Raw genomic sequence first — 16,903 nt, 5'->3', positions numbered from 1 at the left:
TCAAAAATACATTTTTTTATGGTTAGTAAAAACCAAATCAAACTAATAACGAGTTTACAGCAAAAAAAATATAGAAAACAGCATGAATTATTTTTTGCTGAAGGTATAAAGGTAATCCAAGAATTGCTGAATTCCAATTTTGAACTGTACCATTTGTTTTCGGTTGAGGCTATTTTTGATACGCTTCCGCAAAATAAAGTAACGCTTATTTCTGAAGCGGAGCTGAAAAAAATCAGTGCGTTAACGACGCCTAATACCTGTCTGGCGTTATTTCGCATTCCGGAGGAAAAACCGGTTGTCGAATCCGGATTGATTCTGGCCTTAGACGATATCCGCGATCCGGGGAATCTCGGAACGATTTTGCGTTTGAGTGACTGGTTTGGAATTTCGCATGTCGTATGTTCGAATGAAACGGTCGATATCTATAATCCAAAGGTGGTTCAGGCGACCATGGGGTCGATCACGCGGGTGAATGTAATCTATACCGATCTGGAAGCATTTCTGGATCAAACGGAATTACCGGTTTTCGGAACGTTTATGGATGGGGCTAATATTTATGAACAAAAACTTCCGGAAAACGGAATTATTGTTATGGGTAATGAAGCCAACGGTATTTCGGTAGCTATTGAAAAGCACACTACAGAACGGATTTCAATTCCGCGTTTTGGGGATTTACAACGTACCGAAAGTCTAAATGTGGCCACGGCTACGGCTATTATCCTGAGTGAATTTAAAAGAGGGCTTTTTAGTGGAAGGTAAAGTTGATAAAAATCCCACGGGTTTTCATCGATTCCACATTTCCAGTCCACGGACTGTTCGGGTTGTTGTCGCGAATTAATTCGTCGTTAATGCCGAATACACCACGGATGGATGGTGAAAATTTAAAGTATTCCAGATAGAAATCAACACCCAATCCCAATTCATAATTGGTCGACCAGCGCGTCATACGAAAACGGTAGGCGTAGTTATCGTCTGTAGCGTCATGGTTACTACCCAGGTTTAAAGATTTGGAGAATCCGCCAACTACATATGGTCGTACGTTCCCAAAGCGCTGAGATGAAAATTTTAATAATAATGGGAAATGAATATAGGTCGATTTTACTTCTCGTAATTGATCCACCGGTCGGGTTAGACTCGGATCGTGGAAGGTCAAATCCCGTTGGGTATAATACAATCCGGGTTCGAAACGAAGATCCAGATGTTCCATGATCCTTAAGTTTCCAACCAAACCTACGTTAAATCCGGTGGTTCCTTTTACTTCAATGTCAACGCCGGGTTTGATATAATCAAACTTAAAATCGTAGCTGCTGAATCCTAAAAAATAGCCCCAGTGTACGCGTTGCTTGTCAAAGTTTTCCAGGTTGATAACCGGATTTTTACTAAACATCGACTGTGAAAAGCTGTTTAGTGACAGAAGTAATAAGGAAATAAGGATGAATTTTCTCATATTAGTTTTTTGACGCTGAATATATCGTTGCCGCTCCGAATGTTTGTGGAGCATGTTTCACATCTATAAACCCAACTTTTCGCAAAATATTGTTTAACGCTTCGCCATGTGGGAAAACGGAAGCCGATTCGGATAGGTAGGAATAGGCTACTTTGTCTTTCGAAAACAGCTTTCCGATTAACGGTAAAATGTTTTTTGTGTAAAAGTGATAGCCCTGTTTAAAAGGGAAGCGGGTGGGCACCGAAGTTTCCAGAATCACAAAAACACCACCTGGTTTTAATACCCGTAGAATTTCGGATAATCCTTTTTCCAGGGTTTCAAAATTTCGTACGCCAAAGGCAACGGTGATCGCATCAAAATAATTATCGGAATAGGGAATGTTTTCAGAATCGCCTAAAACCATTTCGATCTTATCGGTAAGGTTGAGGTGTTGAATTTTTTGTTTTCCAACGTCAAGCATTCCGACCGAAATGTCCAATCCAATAATCTTGGTCGCACTGGTTTTAGTCATCAAAATGGCTAAATCACCGGTTCCGGTGGCAATATCCAAAACGGTTTGCGGCTTTTTGTCGGAAACAATTTTTAAAACCTTATTGCGCCATTTAATATCGATACCAAAAGAAATAACACGATTTAAATTGTCGTACTTCCCGGAAATCGTATCAAACATTTGGGTTACTTGTTCTTTTTTTCCGAGTTCGGAATCTTTATAAGGCGTGATATTTTTTGACATTCTATAAGAAATTTGGAGCAAAGATAATAGAAAAGTGCCGTATTTGAAAAGAATCACTTTGTTATTGGCAATATTTGGTGAGACGGGGCTCACTAAATTTAGTGAGCCGAAAAATACAAAGATTTGGCGATTGTCTGGTGTTGTTATTATTGGGAAATTTACTGTATATAAAAGGAATGAGCTATGCTGTCAAAATTATTTTTTTCGGAACTGAAATGGATGCTATTGGTACTGGTCGTCACATTGATTCTAGTAGAGAGTATCAACAGTGGGTTTAGCTTTAATCCCGCTGAATATGGGGTACCGCAAACGTTCTTTGGGTTAAATTTGTTTTTGGAAATTTTAGTTTTTTTTGTCTTTAGTACTTTTGTGGTATTTGGTATTAAAGGCTTTTTTGAGATGTATTCTCAACGGTTTGCCAATGTTATTATTTTTATCTCCGGATTATTACTAACGGTGGCAATCTTTATTTTATGTTATCAGGTACTTTCACTCGAATAAAACCGAATAACTTTTTGATATAGCATCGTTTATTTATAAAACATCCTGATGGTTACATCGGGATGTTTTTTTGTATCTTACTGAATCACCCGACTGGTCTTCAAGACCTGTCGGGTGTTTTCTGTCGCGGATTCGCTATAAAAACAAAACTACAACTTTTAGGGTTGTAGTCTGCTTCTTTGTTATTGGTATGGATTTTAAATTCGCGGTATAATGGTTTTTATTTTATGTCTATATTTTCTAATTTACCTCTGTTTTTTAGTTGATCATATTTGGTGATTTTTAAAGTTGACGGAATCCGAACCTTTAAAATTTTATCATTCCCTATGGGAGTAACTTCATGGTTGAAAAATTTGAAAAGACTACTATCCGCATCATCTTGGTTGTAGATGATAATGGAGTTTTTTATTGTCTTTTCAACTACCTCCGAAAGAAATGTGTAATCATTGTCAAAGTCTTTTTTAGAAAAAAAAGTATCGGACAAATGAAAAAAATCTTTGTTATCTCTTAGTTTTATTTCTCCGGTGAGTTTTGTCGTTTGATGTGGATGTATTATAGGTAAATCTCCGACATAAACTGGTGTTATTTTATTTTGGATTGTGTCCAATAACAGTAAAGTTGATTTGCTGCTTTTTGTGAGTTTATCGGGTTTAGATGAGAAAAATCTTAAACTATCCGAATTGTTTTCAAAATTAAAAGTTAAATATAGTATTGGTGGAAGATCACCTTCACCTGTGTAGTCAGTTAAAAAAAGAGATACTTCTTTTAATTCTATAGTTACATCGTTTTCTTTTTTCTGTTGTGTACACGAAAAAAAGATACATAGTATAATGGATAAATATAAAATTTTCATATTATCTGGTTTGACATATTCTGGCAGTTTTTTCTATCTGTTTTCGATATTCACTGGTGGCAATCTTTATTTTTATCAGGAACTTTCACTCGAATAAAACCGAATAACTTTTGATATAGCATCGTTTATTTATAAAACATCCCGATGGTAACATTGGGATGTTTTTTTTGTGGTTTGTCTGTGAAAATAAAAATTGCGATATTCTCGAATGATCTCGCAATTTCACACATTTTGTAATGACTCTTGAAAAGTCAATGAGTGTCTTTATGCTTATAGCAACGGTGCTATTTTATTTTTGTAAAAGTCTGAAAACTAAAATCAAAAGCGTGTTTTTCGTCTTTTGGATGGAATTCTTCCGAAACCAGTTGCCATTCGTTTGGATGGATTTCCGGGAAATAAGCATCGGCTTCCGGATTGGTGAAAACACGGGTTAGTTCGATAGTGTCGGAAAGGGGTAATGATTGTCTGTAAATTTCGCCACCGCCGATAATAAAAATAGTTTCATTTTGTGGACAGGCTTTGATCGCGTCTTCCAGGGAATTAACGCGGATACAATCTTCGGGAACCGGATAATCCTGTTGGCGGGTAATGATCACATGGGTACGGTTGGGGAGTAGTTTTGGCAGACTTTCGAAGGTCTTGCGTCCCATAATGATATAATGTCCGGTTGTTAATTGACGGAAACGTTTGAAATCATCCGGTAAATGCCAGATCATCTGGTTGTCTTTACCCAATGCATTGTTTTCTGCCGCAGCAGCGATAATCGTAATCATGTTGTTATTGTGCAGTATTGTTCTTTTTGTCGATGTCTTTTTGAAGTTGCTCTATTTTGCGCTCCTGTTGTAACATGAGTTTGTCAATCTGAGCCCGTTCCCATTTTTTATTCATAAAACTATCGGTAATAAACACACGGATAAAATGTAGTACAAAAATAAAAAACCATATGGTGATTACCCATAAGTACCAGTCCATTTCCGGTTTAACATTCAATAGCTTATTGGCTATAATACAGAATATGCTTCCCAGGAAAAACAGGATGAAATGAAAGTAGAGGCGCTTTTTTTGTTTTAAGCGTTGTCTGGCATATTCATACAGCTCGTGTTGGTTTATTTCCATATAGAATTGTTTTATGGAAATAAAGATAAGTAATTTCTTTTAAAAATTAAATAGAAACGGCTCCTTTAATGGCCGGATGTGGATCGTAATCGGTCAGAGTAAAGTCCTCGAATTTAAAATCGAAAATATTTTTGACTTCCGGATTCAGGATCATTTTTGGTAACGAATGTGGTTCGCGCGTCAATTGTAATTGAACTTGTTCGATATGGTTGTTGTAAATGTGTACGTCTCCGAACGTGTGAATAAAGTCACCCGGTGCTAAATCACATACCTGTGCAATCATCATGGTGAATAGGGCATAAGAAGCGATGTTAAACGGTACGCCTAAGAATACGTCGGCACTACGTTGATATAGCTGACAGGATAATTTTCCATCGGATACGTAAAACTGGAAAAAAGCATGACATGGCGGTAAAGCTGCTTTATGGTTGGCTACATTTTCGGCAAACGATTTGGAGGTGTCTGGTAATACACTTGGATTCCACGCCGAAACCAACATACGTCGGCTGTTCGGATTGTTTTTCAGGGTATCAATTAGTTCGGTTATTTGATCAATTTCTTCGTCATTCCAGTTACGCCACTGATGACCATAAATTGGACCTAAATCGCCATTTTCATCGGCCCATTCGTCCCAGATTTTTACGCCGTTTTCTTTTAAATAAGCAATGTTGGTGTCGCCTTTTAAAAACCAAAGCAATTCGTGAACAATAGATTTTAGATGTACTTTTTTTGTGGTTACCAATGGGAAACCTTCGCTTAGGTCAAAACGCATCTGATAACCGAAAATACTTTTGGTTCCGGTTCCGGTTCGGTCGCCTTTCTGACTTCCGTTGTCTAAAACATGCTGTACTAAATCTAAATATTGTCTCATGATGGGGTAGGCTGGTGCTTGGGATTAGGATTCTTTTTTGGAAATTTCGTCGCGTATTTTGGCGGCCTTTTCATAATCTTCATTCTGAACGGCACTTTCCAGTAAATCGTATAATTCGGCAAGGCTGTATTGGGAGTAGGTTTCTCCGGTAACGGTTTCGTCGTCGGTTAATCCGAATGTTTCCGGACTGCTCAACGGATCGTCGCCTTCTTCTTTTTTACTGTTTTCATCGATCGGGCTGACTTTTAAATAAATGCCTGCCTTGTCGAGGATGTTTTTATAGGTAAAAATAGGAGCGTTAAAACGAAGTGCCAAAGCGATGGCATCAGAAGTACGGGCATCGATAATTTCTTCAATACGATCTCTCTCGCAAATAATGCTCGAAAAGAATACGCCATCTACCAGTTTGTGGATGATCACCTGTTTTACAACTATGTCAAAACGGTCGGCAAAATTTTTAAACAAATCATGGGTTAACGGACGAGGGGGTTTGATCTCTTTTTCTAAAGCGATTGCGATCGACTGGGCTTCAAAAGCACCAATTACGATGGGTAATTTTCGCTCACCGTCTACCTCGTTCAAAATTAAAGCGTACGCACCGTTTTGCGTCTGACTGTATGAAATTCCTTTTATCGTTAATTTTACTAAGCTCATCTGGAGGTTGCTACATTATTCTTTTTGAACGGCAGTATTTTGGCTTTGCCGTCTTTTTACGAGGCTACGGATTTTAAAAGGTCTCCGGGTGTCGTAAAAGGTTTGCAAAGTAAACCTAAAATTTCCGCTTTTAAAAATAAAAAAAAACGGGCTTACTAACAAAGATACTAAATCTTTAGATTAGAAAGCCCGTTTGGTACTGTTGTTTGGGAATTAAGAATTGTGTGCTTTAAATTCTTTTAATTTCTCCACTAATTTTGGTACAACATCGAATGCGTCACCTACTACTCCGTAATCGGCAACTTTAAAGAAGGGTGCATCTGCATCCGGGTTGATTACTACTTTTACTTTTGAAGAGTTGATTCCGGCAATGTGCTGGATCGCTCCCGAAATACCAATTGCGATATATAGGTTGGCCGCTACCGGTTTTCCGGTTTGTCCTACGTGCTCGCTATGAGGTCTCCATCCTAAATCGGATACCGGTTTCGAACAAGCAGTTGCTGCTCCTAAAACTGTAGCAAGATCTTCGATCATTCCCCAGTTTTCAGGTCCTTTTAATCCACGTCCTGCAGAAACTACAATCTCAGCATCGGCAATGGTTACTTTTCCAGTTACTTTTTCTACGTTTTCAACTTTGATCGAGAAATCCGCATCGTTTAATGATGGCGCGAAGTCTTCTTCTGTCGCTGATGAAGCCGATTCTACCAATCCGTATGAGTTTTTCGCTAATCCGATTACTTTTACGTCGGTAGTAACTTCAGTAATGTTGAAGGCTTTGTTTGAAAAGGCATTTCTTTTTACAGTGAAAGGCGAAGTGCTTTCCGGTAATGCTACTACGTTGGAAGCGTATCCGGCGTTTAAACCTACCGCTACCAATGGCGCTAAATACAAACTGTCGGTAGTCGATGATAAAACCACTACTTTCGTTCCTTCTTTTTGTGCAGCCTGTTTGATCACATCAGCATAAGCCTTTGCGTTAAACGCAGCCAGTTTATCGTTGTTTACTTTTAATACTTTGTCTACTCCGTATTTGGAAAGGGCGCTAACATCGCTTGCGTTTACCGTTACAGCGGTAACCGTTGTTCCCATTTTCTCGGCAACTTTCTTAGCATAAGAAGCCAACTCGAAAGCTACTTTTTTAAATTTTCCTTCTGCTGATTCAGCATATATTAAAATTGACATGATTTTCGTTGTTTAAAATTAAAAGATGAAAAATTAGATAACTTTTGCTTCGTTATGTAAAAGATTGATCAGTTCGTCCAGATTATCCGGGCTTACTAATTTTACAGCTGTTTTTGGAGCTGGTTTTTCGAATTTTACAGCTTTTGTGTTATTCTCTGCTGCAACTGGCTCTAAAATTGTCAACGCTTTTGTACGAGCCGTCATAATTCCTCTCATGTTTGGAATACGTAGGTCTTTCTCTTCAACGATACCTTTTTGTCCTCCTACTACTAAAGGTAGGTTGGCGCTAAGGGTTTCTTTTCCTCCGTCGATTTCACGTACCGCTTTTACGCTGGTTCCGTTTACTTCAATGCCGATGCAAGAGTTGATAAAATCCGATCCGGTTAAGGCAGCCAACATTCCAGGTACCATTCCACCATTGTAGTCTAATGATTCTTTTCCGGCAATTACCAAGTCGTAGTTTCCGTTTTTAACCACTTCTGCCAATTGTTTTGCTACGAAGAAACCATCGGTAGGAACAGCGTTCACACGAATAGCTTCATCGGCACCAATTGCCAATGCTTTGCGTAAGGTCGCTTCTGCATCAGGTCCGCCAACATTCACCACCGTTACATTTGCTCCTTGTTGCTCTTTAAACCAAATGGCTCTGGTTAAACCAAATTCATCATTCGGGTTAATTACGAATTGTACACCGTTTGTGTCAAATTCTGAATCGCCATTAACAAAGTTAATTTTTGAAGTAGTATCAGGCACATGACTGATGCAAACTAATATTTTCATTTTAATTAAAGTTAAAGTTGATTAATTTTTGAGCAACGAAAGTAGTGATTTTATTTCAATAAAATGCTATGCATGCATAATAAATACCTTTTTTTCAACGAACTAAAGGATAAATTCTTAATAATTTTAAAAAGGTTCTGAAAAGAAAAGCTTTTTTGCGAAATCAAAACTTTTTTGTCTTTATAACAAGAGAATGTTATAATTGTCGGTGAAACGCGGCTAAGTGATTTAAAATTTTTACTTTTGCCAATTGAATAACAAGGAAAAACAAAATAAATGAGAACGATACAGTTTAGAGAAGCGATTTGTGAAGCGATGAGCGAAGAAATGCGTCGCGACGAATCGATATATTTAATGGGTGAAGAGGTAGCCGAATATAACGGAGCCTATAAAGCTTCCAAAGGAATGCTGGATGAATTTGGTCCGAAACGAGTTATCGATACGCCTATCGCCGAACTAGGTTTTGCCGGAATCGCGGTAGGTTCTGCCATGAATGGTAACCGCCCGATTGTGGAATTCATGACGTTTAACTTTTCATTGGTGGGAATTGATCAAATCATCAACAACGCGGCAAAAATGCGCCAGATGTCTGCCGGACAATTCTCAATGCCTATCGTATTCCGTGGTCCTACAGCTTCTGCCGGTCAATTGGCAGCAACGCACTCGCAGGCTTTCGAAAACTGGTTTGCCAATACGCCGGGATTAAAAGTAGTAGTACCTTCCAATCCATACGATGCTAAAGGATTATTAAAATCGGCAATCCGCGATAACGATCCGGTAATCTTTATGGAATCCGAACAAATGTACGGAGATAAAGGTGAGGTGCCGGAAGGAGAATATACTATTCCATTGGGAGTAGCTGAAATTAAGCGCGAAGGAACTGATGTAACAATTGTTTCATTTGGTAAAATTATCAAAGAAGCGTATATCGCTGCTGATGAATTGGCTAAAGAAGGCATCTCTTGTGAGATTATCGATTTAAGAACCGTTCGTCCGATGGATTACGAATCGATCCTGAAATCGGTTAAAAAAACCAATCGTTTGGTAGTGTTGGAAGAAGCATGGCCGTTTGGTAGTGTGGCTTCGGAAATTACCTATATGGTTCAGGAAAAAGCATTCGATTATTTGGATGCTCCTATTCAGAGAATTACTACAGCCGATACACCGGCACCGTATTCTCCTGTGCTTTTAAAAGAATGGTTGCCTAATGCTGCTGATGTTGTAAAAGCAGTGAAGAAAGTTACCTATAAATAAGAAAATATAATTTATATTTGAAGCTTCATCTGTAAAAACAGATGAAGCTTTTTTTTTGCTTATGAGGAAATTATCTTACGCACTATATTTAATTTTTATCTTTTCCATTGGACTACAGGCACAGACCAAGGTGACCGGTACGGTATACGACGAAATGAACGAACCAATGCCGTTTGCAAGTGTCTATTTTAAAGGAACTACAATTGGTGTTACAACCAACGAAAATGGAAAGTTTACTTTATCCTCGGATACCACCCAAAAAGTGTTGGTGGCCTCTTTTGTAGGGTATACTAATCAGGAGGTTGTCCTGAAAAACGAAGTAACCGAAAATTTAAAAGTCAAACTGACGATAGGACAGGAGTTACAGGAAGTAGTCATTGTGAACAAACCTAAAAAACACTTGTCCAAAAAAGAAAATCCAGCCTATCGTATCTTACAAGGGATTTGGGCGAATAAAAAGAAAAATGGTGTAAAACTGGCGAAAGCCTATGATTACGAACGTTATTCTTCGGTAAGCCTTGGATTGAGTAATCTTGACAGTGTTTTCCTGCGAAAAATTGTAGGAAGCGGCTATGATTCCGTGGCGGAAATCGTAAAAGAAGAACGCCGGCAGAATAAATTTATCGTACCGGTATACATGAAAGAAACCAACGAACATGTATACGGGAATAACCTACTCAATAAGGAGCGAATCGATATGGAAGCCGAACGAAATACCGGGCTGAATCAGCGCGGCTTTATCTTCGACCGGATCAGTAATACTTTTACAACGATTGATGTATATGAAGACGATATTGTGATTCTGAACAAAGCGTTTGTGAGTCCGATTTCTACCCGTGGTTATGGTGTTTACGAATACCTGTTAAAAGATAGTATCGTTGAAGGCGGAAAAAAAACATACCATATTTATTTCTTTCCAAGAGAATCGGCCGACCTGGTTTTTGAAGGAAGTTTTAAAGTAACCGATAAAAACTTTGCATTGACCGAAATTTCAATGCGTACCAATAAAAATATCAACCTGAGTCTGGTGCGAAATCTGTATTTCGAAAAGTATTTCGAAACGGTTAACGATACGATGTATTTGCCAACCCGGGATTATTATGAAGGCGATTTTACGTTGTTTACAAAAAACGACGATGAAAAAGGATTCTATGTGAAAAAGAATCTCGTTTATAGCGATTATGTCCTCGATCAACCAAAAGAGGATGCGTTCTACGACGGTAAGATTGTTCAGACCCGGGGTGATCAGTTTGATAAAGAAGATCAATACTGGAAATCGCTACGGGCTTCCGAGCTCAAAACTGAAGAAACACGTAAGGTAATCCAGGATTTAAAATCGAATAGAAAAGTGCGAAGTGTTACCGATATTATCACGGTATTGTCGTCGGGCTATATGGGCTTGTTCGATGGTGTTCAGGTTGGGTTTTTATGGCAGTTGCTTTCCAATAATAATGTGGAAGGATTGCGAATAAGAGCCGGTTTACGAACCTATAAATCCGATAATGATCGCTTCCGTGCGATGGTATATGGCGCCTATGGAACCAAAGATAAAAAGTTTAAATACGGAGCAGAAGCCAAATATCTGTTGAGTTTTAAACCGCGTATCGTAGTGGGTGCTTCCCATCTCGACGATAACCTGCAATTGGGCGGTAAACTAATTGAAACCGACGAATTATTGCCGAAAAACCTGAATACAAATGTCATCATCGGACGTGGAGAGAATTACTTCCTGTCACGCGTAAAACGAACTTCGGTTAATTTTGATTTCGCATTTAGTAATAATCTGCATCTGAATGTTTCTTCTGTTCATCAACAGATCAAAGCGGCCGATCCGACACATTTTTCCATCGATTATGCCGATCCGCTAACCGGACAGACCTTAAGTGCGCTAACCGATTATACCAGTAATATTTCGTTAATCTTTACACCGGGACGTTATGTCTATGGTTTTGGAGTCGATCAGAAATTGGGAACGACCTTATATCCTACGATCATCTTAAAATACATCCGCGGAAATAAAGGCGTTTTCGGTGGTGATTTTGATTATAACAAAATTCAGGTCTCGGTTAACAAACCGATCTTCCTGAGTAATTTCGGAACCTTAAAAACCAATGTGGAGTTCGGAAAAGTATTTGATGCGGTTCCGTTACCTTTGCTAAACCCGGTTACTGCTGATCAGACGTTTTCCGTAGTGCCGAATTCGTTCTCCTTATTAAACTATTACGATTTTGTGACCGATACCTATCTGACCGCTCATTTTGAACATCATTTTAACGGGCTTATCATGAACCGTATTCCGTTGCTCAAAAAACTAAAATGGAGAAGTTTGATTTTTTACCGATTTGCCTACGGTAGCATCTCTCAGAAAAATATCGATATGAACCGTTCGTTTATTGCTTATCAGGCACCTTCGGATAAAGTGTATAGCGAATATGGATTCGGATTTGAAAATATCGGTTACGGAAACTTCCGGCCATTCCGGGTGGACTTTATCTGGAGAAACGATTTTACCGCTGTTAATGGAAAACAATCACCGGGCTTTGGTGTACGTTTCGGCTTTATCCCGGAATTCTAACCGTATTGTAAGAATTTAAGCTAAAGCATATCAAAAGCAATGCATTAAATGGAATTAAACTTGTGAAAAATCAATTTTATTATACCTTTGCAGTCGCTTAATTTAGAACAAAAAGTATAAAAATGAGTACACTTACTATTGAATCATTCGATGCATTTATCGAAATCCCAAGAGGAAGCAGAAATAAATACGAATACGACTTTGAACAAAAGAGAATCCGTTTTGACAGAATGTTATATTCGGCTATGTTTTACCCGGCAGATTACGGATTTATTCCTGAAACGTTAGCGTTGGACGGTGATCCGCTTGATGTTTTGGTATTGTTTACGGAGCCTTCCGTTCCGGGATGTTTGGTTGAGGTAAAACCAATCGCTGTTTTTAAAATGGCAGATGATAAAGGGCCGGATGAGAAAATCGTTTGTGTACCGGTATCCGATCCGATTATGAATAAATTAAACGATATCTCCGATATCAATATTCATACAATCAAAGAAATCGAGCATTTCTTCCAGGTATACAAAGATCTTGAAAACAAACAGGTTGATGTACAGGGATGGGGCGATGTGAAAGAAGCACAAGCCATGATCGAAGAATGTGCAAAACGTTTCCAGGAATTGGATCAGGCTAAAAAAGACAGCTATTCGATTAAATTATAAAATCAAAAGCCTCATGTATCATGAGGTTTTTTTTATGGATTTTCTGTAACTTTAACAGCATCATAAGCACAAACGGAAACGGGTTTGTGTTTTGTTGTTTAAAGATAACCGGTATCGTAAATATGGCAAACAGAAGAAACTTTATCAAAACAACAGCGATTGCTTCGGTGGCTGTGGCGTTAAATGCATTCGGAAAAAAAGAGGATTCGGAAACGGCCTTGGTTCCCAAAGGTACGATTCGCAAACCAATCGTACTTTCGACCTGGCGTTTTGGAATTCCGGCGAATGAAGCCGCCTGGGAAGTCCTAAAAAATAAAGGCCGCGCACTCGATGCTGTCGAAGCCGGTGTTCGCGTTCCCGAAGGCGATCCTAACGAAAGAAGTGTCGGTTATGGCGGTCGACCGGATCGCGATGGACGGGTAACACTAGATGCCTGTATTATGGATGAATATTCCAATATCGGATCTGTTGCCTGTCTGGAACATATCAAACATCCGATTTCGGTGGCGAGGGCGGTAATGGAAAAAACACCGCATGTGATGTTGGTGGGCGAAGGAGCGCTTCAGTTTGCATTGTTACAAGGATATAAAAAAGAAAACCTGCTCACGGAAACGTCCGAAAAAGAATGGCGGGAATGGTTGCAAAACAGTAACTATAAACCACTTGTGAATATCGAAAATCATGATACGATCGGAATGATCGCGCTGGATAGCAACGGCAATCTTTCCGGTGCCTGTACAACCAGTGGGATGGCTTATAAAATGCACGGCAGAGTAGGTGATTCACCTATTATTGGCGCGGGTTTGTATGTCGATAATGAAATCGGCGCGGCAACGGCCACCGGTCACGGAGAGGAAGTAATCCGTATTGCGGGCTGTCATTTGGTGGTGGAGTTAATGCGACAGGGGAAATCACCACAAAAAGCCTGTGAAGAAGCCGTAAATCGGATCATCAAACTCACCAAATACAGAAATAAAAATCTAAACGATATTCAGGTCGGATTTATCGCTCTCAATAAAAAAGGCGAACACGGTGCCTATTGTATTCAAAAGGGATTTAATTATGCGAAATACGATGAAACCGGAAACAACTTACTCGATGCCAATTACTTTTTAAAATAGGATGAAACAACTGGAAATAGCTTGCTTTAACCTGGAATCGGCAGTAATTGCCGAGCAGGGTGGAGCCGATCGTATCGAATTGTGCGAAAACCAACTTTTGGGTGGAACAACACCCGGTTTTGAAATGCTTCGCGAAGCCTGTAATCGGATAAAGATTGATGTGTATGTGATGATTCGTCCAAGAGGAGGTGATTTTCAGTATACTCCTGAGGAATTGGAACAGATGAAAGCCGATATTGTACGGATAAAAACACTTCCGGTAAAAGGGTTTGTTTTTGGTGTATTGGATCAGGAGAATGCTGTTGCGATTAAAGAAAATACCGAACTGGTGCAACTTGCAAGTCCGCTGCCATGTACGTTTCACCGTGCGTTTGACGAAATTCCGGATTTGGAACAGGCTATAGACGATTTGGTGCGTTGTGGTTTTTCGACTATCCTTACGTCCGGTGGACAGCCTAATGTGGATGAGGGCGAACGAACCTTGATGGAATTGGTTGCCTATGCCGGAAAACGCATTGCCATTATGCCCGGAGGCGGATTGCGCTCGACGAATATTTTCAGAATTGCGACGCGAACGAATGCAAAATTTTATCATTCTTCAGCGATAACCGATGCCAGTGGAATCGCCGCTATCGATGAGGTAAAAGCGTTAAAAAAGAATCTGGCTGAAGTTTAGACCTGACAGGTTTCCAAAACCTGTCAGGTCTAAGCGACCAGTAAATAAAAAGGCTACCATTTGGTAGCCTTATCTGTTTTAAAATAATCCGTTGATCTCAGCATCAATACGGTTAATGATATTTCCTAAATCTTCCGGGTTGTCTACAAAGTTGATATTGTCTACATCGATGATCAGTAATTTTCCTTTGGTATACGTCTGAATCCAGGCTTCATAACGCTCGTTAAGTCGGCTCAGGTAATCGATGGAAATCGTGTTTTCATATTCCCGACCTCTTTTGTGAATTTGAGAAACCAGATTAGGGATCGAACTACGCAGATAGATTAATAAATCCGGTGGCGCGACCAAACCTTCCATCAACTCAAAAAGCGACGTATAGTTACTAAAGTCACGGTTGGTCATCAATCCCATCGCATGCAAATTGGGTGCAAAAATATGGGCATCCTCATAAATCGTTCTGTCCTGGATAATCTTTTTTCCGCTTTCGCGAATCTGTAATATTTGTCGGAAACGGCTATTCAGGAAGTAAATCTGAAGATTAAAAGACCAACGGTCCATCTGATGGTAAAAATCGTCCAGATAGGGATTGTCAACCACATCTTCAAAATGCGGTTCCCATTTGAAATGTTTGGCCAAAAGTCGGGTTAATGTCGTTTTTCCAGCACCAATGTTTCCTGCTACAGCTATATGCATTATGGTAAAGTAATTTTATAATTTCTGATTTCGTTATTGGTAAAAGTAGCTAAAATTTGCTCTTTATAATAAAAACTTTCAAGGCTTTTTTCGGGTACTACTATATTTATAGTAGCCGCATTTTCTAAGTCATAAAGAAACAAGCGATTGTCTTTTTGAAAGAGAATCTGCTTTGGTGAAATAAATTGCAGTTGATCAAATGCCGGAACGGATCCGAGGAAACTAATTTTTCCGAAAATGGTCGATGCATAGCAATTATTCCGGACATCGACCCAGTAAAAATAGTTGTAATCCGACTGGTATTGTTGTATCGCATCTTTAATTGGCGTTGAAATCGCAGTGAAAGTGTTTTTAAAAATATCGTATAATCCCAGTTTTTGCGAATTCAGATCGAATAACCACAAACGATTTTGCGAAGCCAGACTCACGGCCTGCGGAAACAGTTCCGGATTGGTTTCGGAAAAATTGATTTTTTGAATTTCGTTTAACTGGTTGTCGAGTAAAACCACCGCATTAAAAGTCTTGTAATACAAAACCAGTTGCAATGGGTTTTGAAGGTCGACTTGCTTGATGGTGCCAAACGAAAGGTTTCGGTACTGAAATTGTTGGTTTCGGTTGGTTTTTCGGAATTCATTGTCTTTGATCGTATAAGTGTTGCCAAACGGATCGTTACCAATAAAAATAACATTTTCTGTTGGTGCTGACGAAAGTAATACCGGACGGATGTCCTTTGTTTGCGCATAGGGCTGAAGACCGGTGATAAGCATCAGGAAAAAGACAATTTTCTGCATCATGCCGCAAATTACAAATAAACCTTTTATAATATAAAGTGTCTTATATAAAATTAAGTATAACGTGTAACAAAACGGGATTTTAAAAGTCTTATTCAAAAGCCAAACAAAAACAACAAGATGAAAAAAACAATACTGACAGGGATAGCATTTTTAGGTTTTGCTGTCTCGGCTATGGCCCAAAATTTTCAGGGAATGGCCGTTTATGAGTCAAAAACAACGGCTCCGGAATTTAAAATGGAGGGAAATGGTATTACGCCGGAGATGCAGAAAATGATTCAGGAGCGTATGAAAAAAATGCTGGAAAAAACCTTTGTGATGAATTTCGATAAATCGGCTTCAATTTATAAAGAAGAAGAAAAATTGGATGCTCCGGGACAACAGGGACCTGGCGGACGAATGATGAGCTCGATGATGGGCGCTGGTGGAACGTACTATAAAAATATTAAAGACAAAACCTATGCCGTAGACAAAGAGTTTATGGGGAAAGAGTTTTTGATCAATGACTCGTTACCAAAATTAAACTGGAAGCTGGAGGGAGAAACCCGAAAAATAGGCGATTACAACTGTTTTAAAGCCACGGCCGTAAAACCGGTGAGCCAGTCGGATTTCCGTAATTTCAGACGAAAAAAAGACGGTGATAAAAAAGAAGAGCCTAAAAAAGAGAAAACGACCAACTTTATGGATGATTTCGAAATGCCGAAAGAGATCACGATAACCGCCTGGTATACGCCGGATATCCCGGTAAGTCAGGGACCGGAAAGTTATTGGGGTTTACCCGGATTGATTCTGGAAGTAAACGATGGTCGTACGGTGATTGTCTGTTCAAAAGTGGTGATGAATGCCAAAGAGAAAGTGGAAATCAAAGCACCTAAAAACGGGAAAGTTGTAAAACAAAAAGAATACGACGATATCGTGGTGAAAAAAATGGAAGAAATGCGCGAAATGAATGGCGGTCAAGGTCCTGGTCGTGGACAGCAAATGCGATTTGGCCGTTAAT

At 39.3% G+C, this 16,903-nt stretch carries 19 protein-coding genes; 8 read left to right on the top strand and 11 right to left on the bottom strand.

What is annotated here, in order from left to right:
- Positions 1–18 precede the first annotated feature (18 nt).
- Positions 19–759 (top strand): TrmH family RNA methyltransferase, encoded by a 741-nt coding sequence (locus tag E6C50_RS12960; RefSeq protein WP_136403657.1) that lies wholly within the window; start codon positions 19–21, stop codon positions 757–759.
- Here the strand turns inward: E6C50_RS12960 and porT are convergent.
- Together porT and ubiE are read right to left on the bottom strand one after the other, a co-directional pair.
- On the bottom strand, positions 746–1,447 hold the full coding sequence (gene porT, locus E6C50_RS12955) for a type IX secretion/gliding motility protein PorT/SprT (RefSeq protein ID WP_136403656.1): 702 nt from the start codon (positions 1,445–1,447) through the stop codon (positions 746–748). The genes E6C50_RS12960 and porT overlap by 14 nt on opposite strands.
- 1 nt (position 1,448) lies before the next feature.
- On the bottom strand, positions 1,449–2,180 hold the full coding sequence (gene ubiE, locus E6C50_RS12950; protein ID WP_136403655.1) for a bifunctional demethylmenaquinone methyltransferase/2-methoxy-6-polyprenyl-1,4-benzoquinol methylase UbiE: 732 nt from the start codon (positions 2,178–2,180) through the stop codon (positions 1,449–1,451).
- Between the two features lie 183 nt (positions 2,181–2,363).
- Here ubiE and E6C50_RS12945 point away from each other — a divergent pair, with 183 nt between their 5' ends.
- Positions 2,364–2,681: a hypothetical protein gene (locus E6C50_RS12945; RefSeq protein ID WP_136403654.1), complete on the top strand. Its 318-nt coding sequence runs from the start codon at positions 2,364–2,366 to the stop codon at positions 2,679–2,681.
- Positions 2,682–2,901: 220 nt separating this feature from the next.
- Here E6C50_RS12945 and E6C50_RS12940 read toward each other — a convergent pair whose 3' ends face one another.
- From E6C50_RS12940 to E6C50_RS12910, 7 genes are all read right to left on the bottom strand, one after another.
- Positions 2,902–3,534, bottom strand: a complete 633-nt coding sequence (locus E6C50_RS12940) for a hypothetical protein (protein WP_136403653.1) — start codon at positions 3,532–3,534, stop codon at positions 2,902–2,904.
- A gap of 284 nt (positions 3,535–3,818) precedes the next feature.
- Positions 3,819–4,307 carry a dihydrofolate reductase gene (locus tag E6C50_RS12935; protein ID WP_136403652.1) on the bottom strand — a complete coding sequence of 163 codons (489 nt, stop codon included), beginning with the start codon at positions 4,305–4,307 and terminating at the stop codon, positions 3,819–3,821.
- A gap of 4 nt (positions 4,308–4,311) precedes the next feature.
- Positions 4,312–4,650: a 2TM domain-containing protein gene (locus tag E6C50_RS12930; protein ID WP_136403651.1), complete on the bottom strand. Its 339-nt coding sequence runs from the start codon at positions 4,648–4,650 to the stop codon at positions 4,312–4,314.
- 46 nt (positions 4,651–4,696) lie between these two features.
- On the bottom strand, positions 4,697–5,521 hold the full coding sequence (locus E6C50_RS12925; protein ID WP_136403650.1) for a thymidylate synthase: 825 nt from the start codon (positions 5,519–5,521) through the stop codon (positions 4,697–4,699).
- Positions 5,522–5,545: 24 nt separating this feature from the next.
- Positions 5,546–6,175 (bottom strand): bifunctional nuclease family protein, encoded by a 630-nt coding sequence (locus tag E6C50_RS12920; protein WP_136403649.1) that lies wholly within the window; start codon positions 6,173–6,175, stop codon positions 5,546–5,548.
- Positions 6,176–6,388: 213 nt separating this feature from the next.
- Positions 6,389–7,357: an electron transfer flavoprotein subunit alpha/FixB family protein gene (locus tag E6C50_RS12915; protein ID WP_136403648.1), complete on the bottom strand. Its 969-nt coding sequence runs from the start codon at positions 7,355–7,357 to the stop codon at positions 6,389–6,391.
- Positions 7,358–7,390: 33 nt separating this feature from the next.
- Positions 7,391–8,137: an electron transfer flavoprotein subunit beta/FixA family protein gene (locus tag E6C50_RS12910; protein WP_136403647.1), complete on the bottom strand. Its 747-nt coding sequence runs from the start codon at positions 8,135–8,137 to the stop codon at positions 7,391–7,393.
- Positions 8,138–8,413: 276 nt separating this feature from the next.
- On the opposite strand from E6C50_RS12910, the gene E6C50_RS12905 reads away from it, so the two are divergent.
- The 5 genes from E6C50_RS12905 (at position 8,414) to E6C50_RS12885 (ending at position 14,419) form a co-directional block, all read left to right on the top strand.
- The gene (locus E6C50_RS12905; RefSeq protein ID WP_136403646.1) at positions 8,414–9,391 is read left to right on the top strand and encodes a pyruvate dehydrogenase complex E1 component subunit beta; all 978 of its coding nucleotides are present in this window, start codon (positions 8,414–8,416) and stop codon (positions 9,389–9,391) included.
- A gap of 61 nt (positions 9,392–9,452) precedes the next feature.
- The gene (locus E6C50_RS12900) at positions 9,453–11,966 is read left to right on the top strand and encodes a DUF5686 and carboxypeptidase-like regulatory domain-containing protein (RefSeq protein WP_136403645.1); all 2,514 of its coding nucleotides are present in this window, start codon (positions 9,453–9,455) and stop codon (positions 11,964–11,966) included.
- A 122-nt stretch (positions 11,967–12,088) separates the two neighbouring features.
- Positions 12,089–12,622, top strand: a complete 534-nt coding sequence (locus E6C50_RS12895; protein ID WP_136403644.1) for an inorganic diphosphatase — start codon at positions 12,089–12,091, stop codon at positions 12,620–12,622.
- Positions 12,623–12,744: 122 nt separating this feature from the next.
- On the top strand, positions 12,745–13,743 hold the full coding sequence (locus E6C50_RS12890; RefSeq protein ID WP_136403643.1) for an isoaspartyl peptidase/L-asparaginase family protein: 999 nt from the start codon (positions 12,745–12,747) through the stop codon (positions 13,741–13,743).
- Between the two features lies 1 nt (position 13,744).
- Complete coding sequence (locus E6C50_RS12885; protein WP_136403642.1) at positions 13,745–14,419, top strand: copper homeostasis protein CutC; 675 nt, start codon at positions 13,745–13,747, stop codon at positions 14,417–14,419.
- 78 nt (positions 14,420–14,497) lie between these two features.
- On the opposite strand, the gene E6C50_RS12880 is transcribed toward E6C50_RS12885, so the two are convergent.
- Both E6C50_RS12880 and E6C50_RS12875 read right to left on the bottom strand, forming a co-directional pair.
- Positions 14,498–15,112, bottom strand: a complete 615-nt coding sequence (locus E6C50_RS12880; RefSeq protein ID WP_136403641.1) for a deoxynucleoside kinase — start codon at positions 15,110–15,112, stop codon at positions 14,498–14,500.
- Positions 15,112–15,906 carry a hypothetical protein gene (locus E6C50_RS12875; RefSeq protein WP_136403640.1) on the bottom strand — a complete coding sequence of 265 codons (795 nt, stop codon included), beginning with the start codon at positions 15,904–15,906 and terminating at the stop codon, positions 15,112–15,114. Before E6C50_RS12875 ends, E6C50_RS12880 begins: the two co-directional genes overlap by 1 nt.
- A 117-nt stretch (positions 15,907–16,023) precedes the next feature.
- Here E6C50_RS12875 and E6C50_RS12870 point away from each other — a divergent pair, with 117 nt between their 5' ends.
- Complete coding sequence (locus E6C50_RS12870; protein WP_136403639.1) at positions 16,024–16,902, top strand: GLPGLI family protein; 879 nt, start codon at positions 16,024–16,026, stop codon at positions 16,900–16,902.
- The last annotated feature ends 1 nt before the right edge of the window (position 16,903 follow it).

Origin of the sequence: Flavobacterium supellecticarium, assembly GCF_004801375.1 — a bacterium.
Classification (GTDB): domain Bacteria; phylum Bacteroidota; class Bacteroidia; order Flavobacteriales; family Flavobacteriaceae; genus Flavobacterium; species Flavobacterium supellecticarium.
The sequence above is the reverse complement of the archived record's forward strand: the minus strand, read 5'-3'. Positions and strand labels throughout refer to the sequence as shown.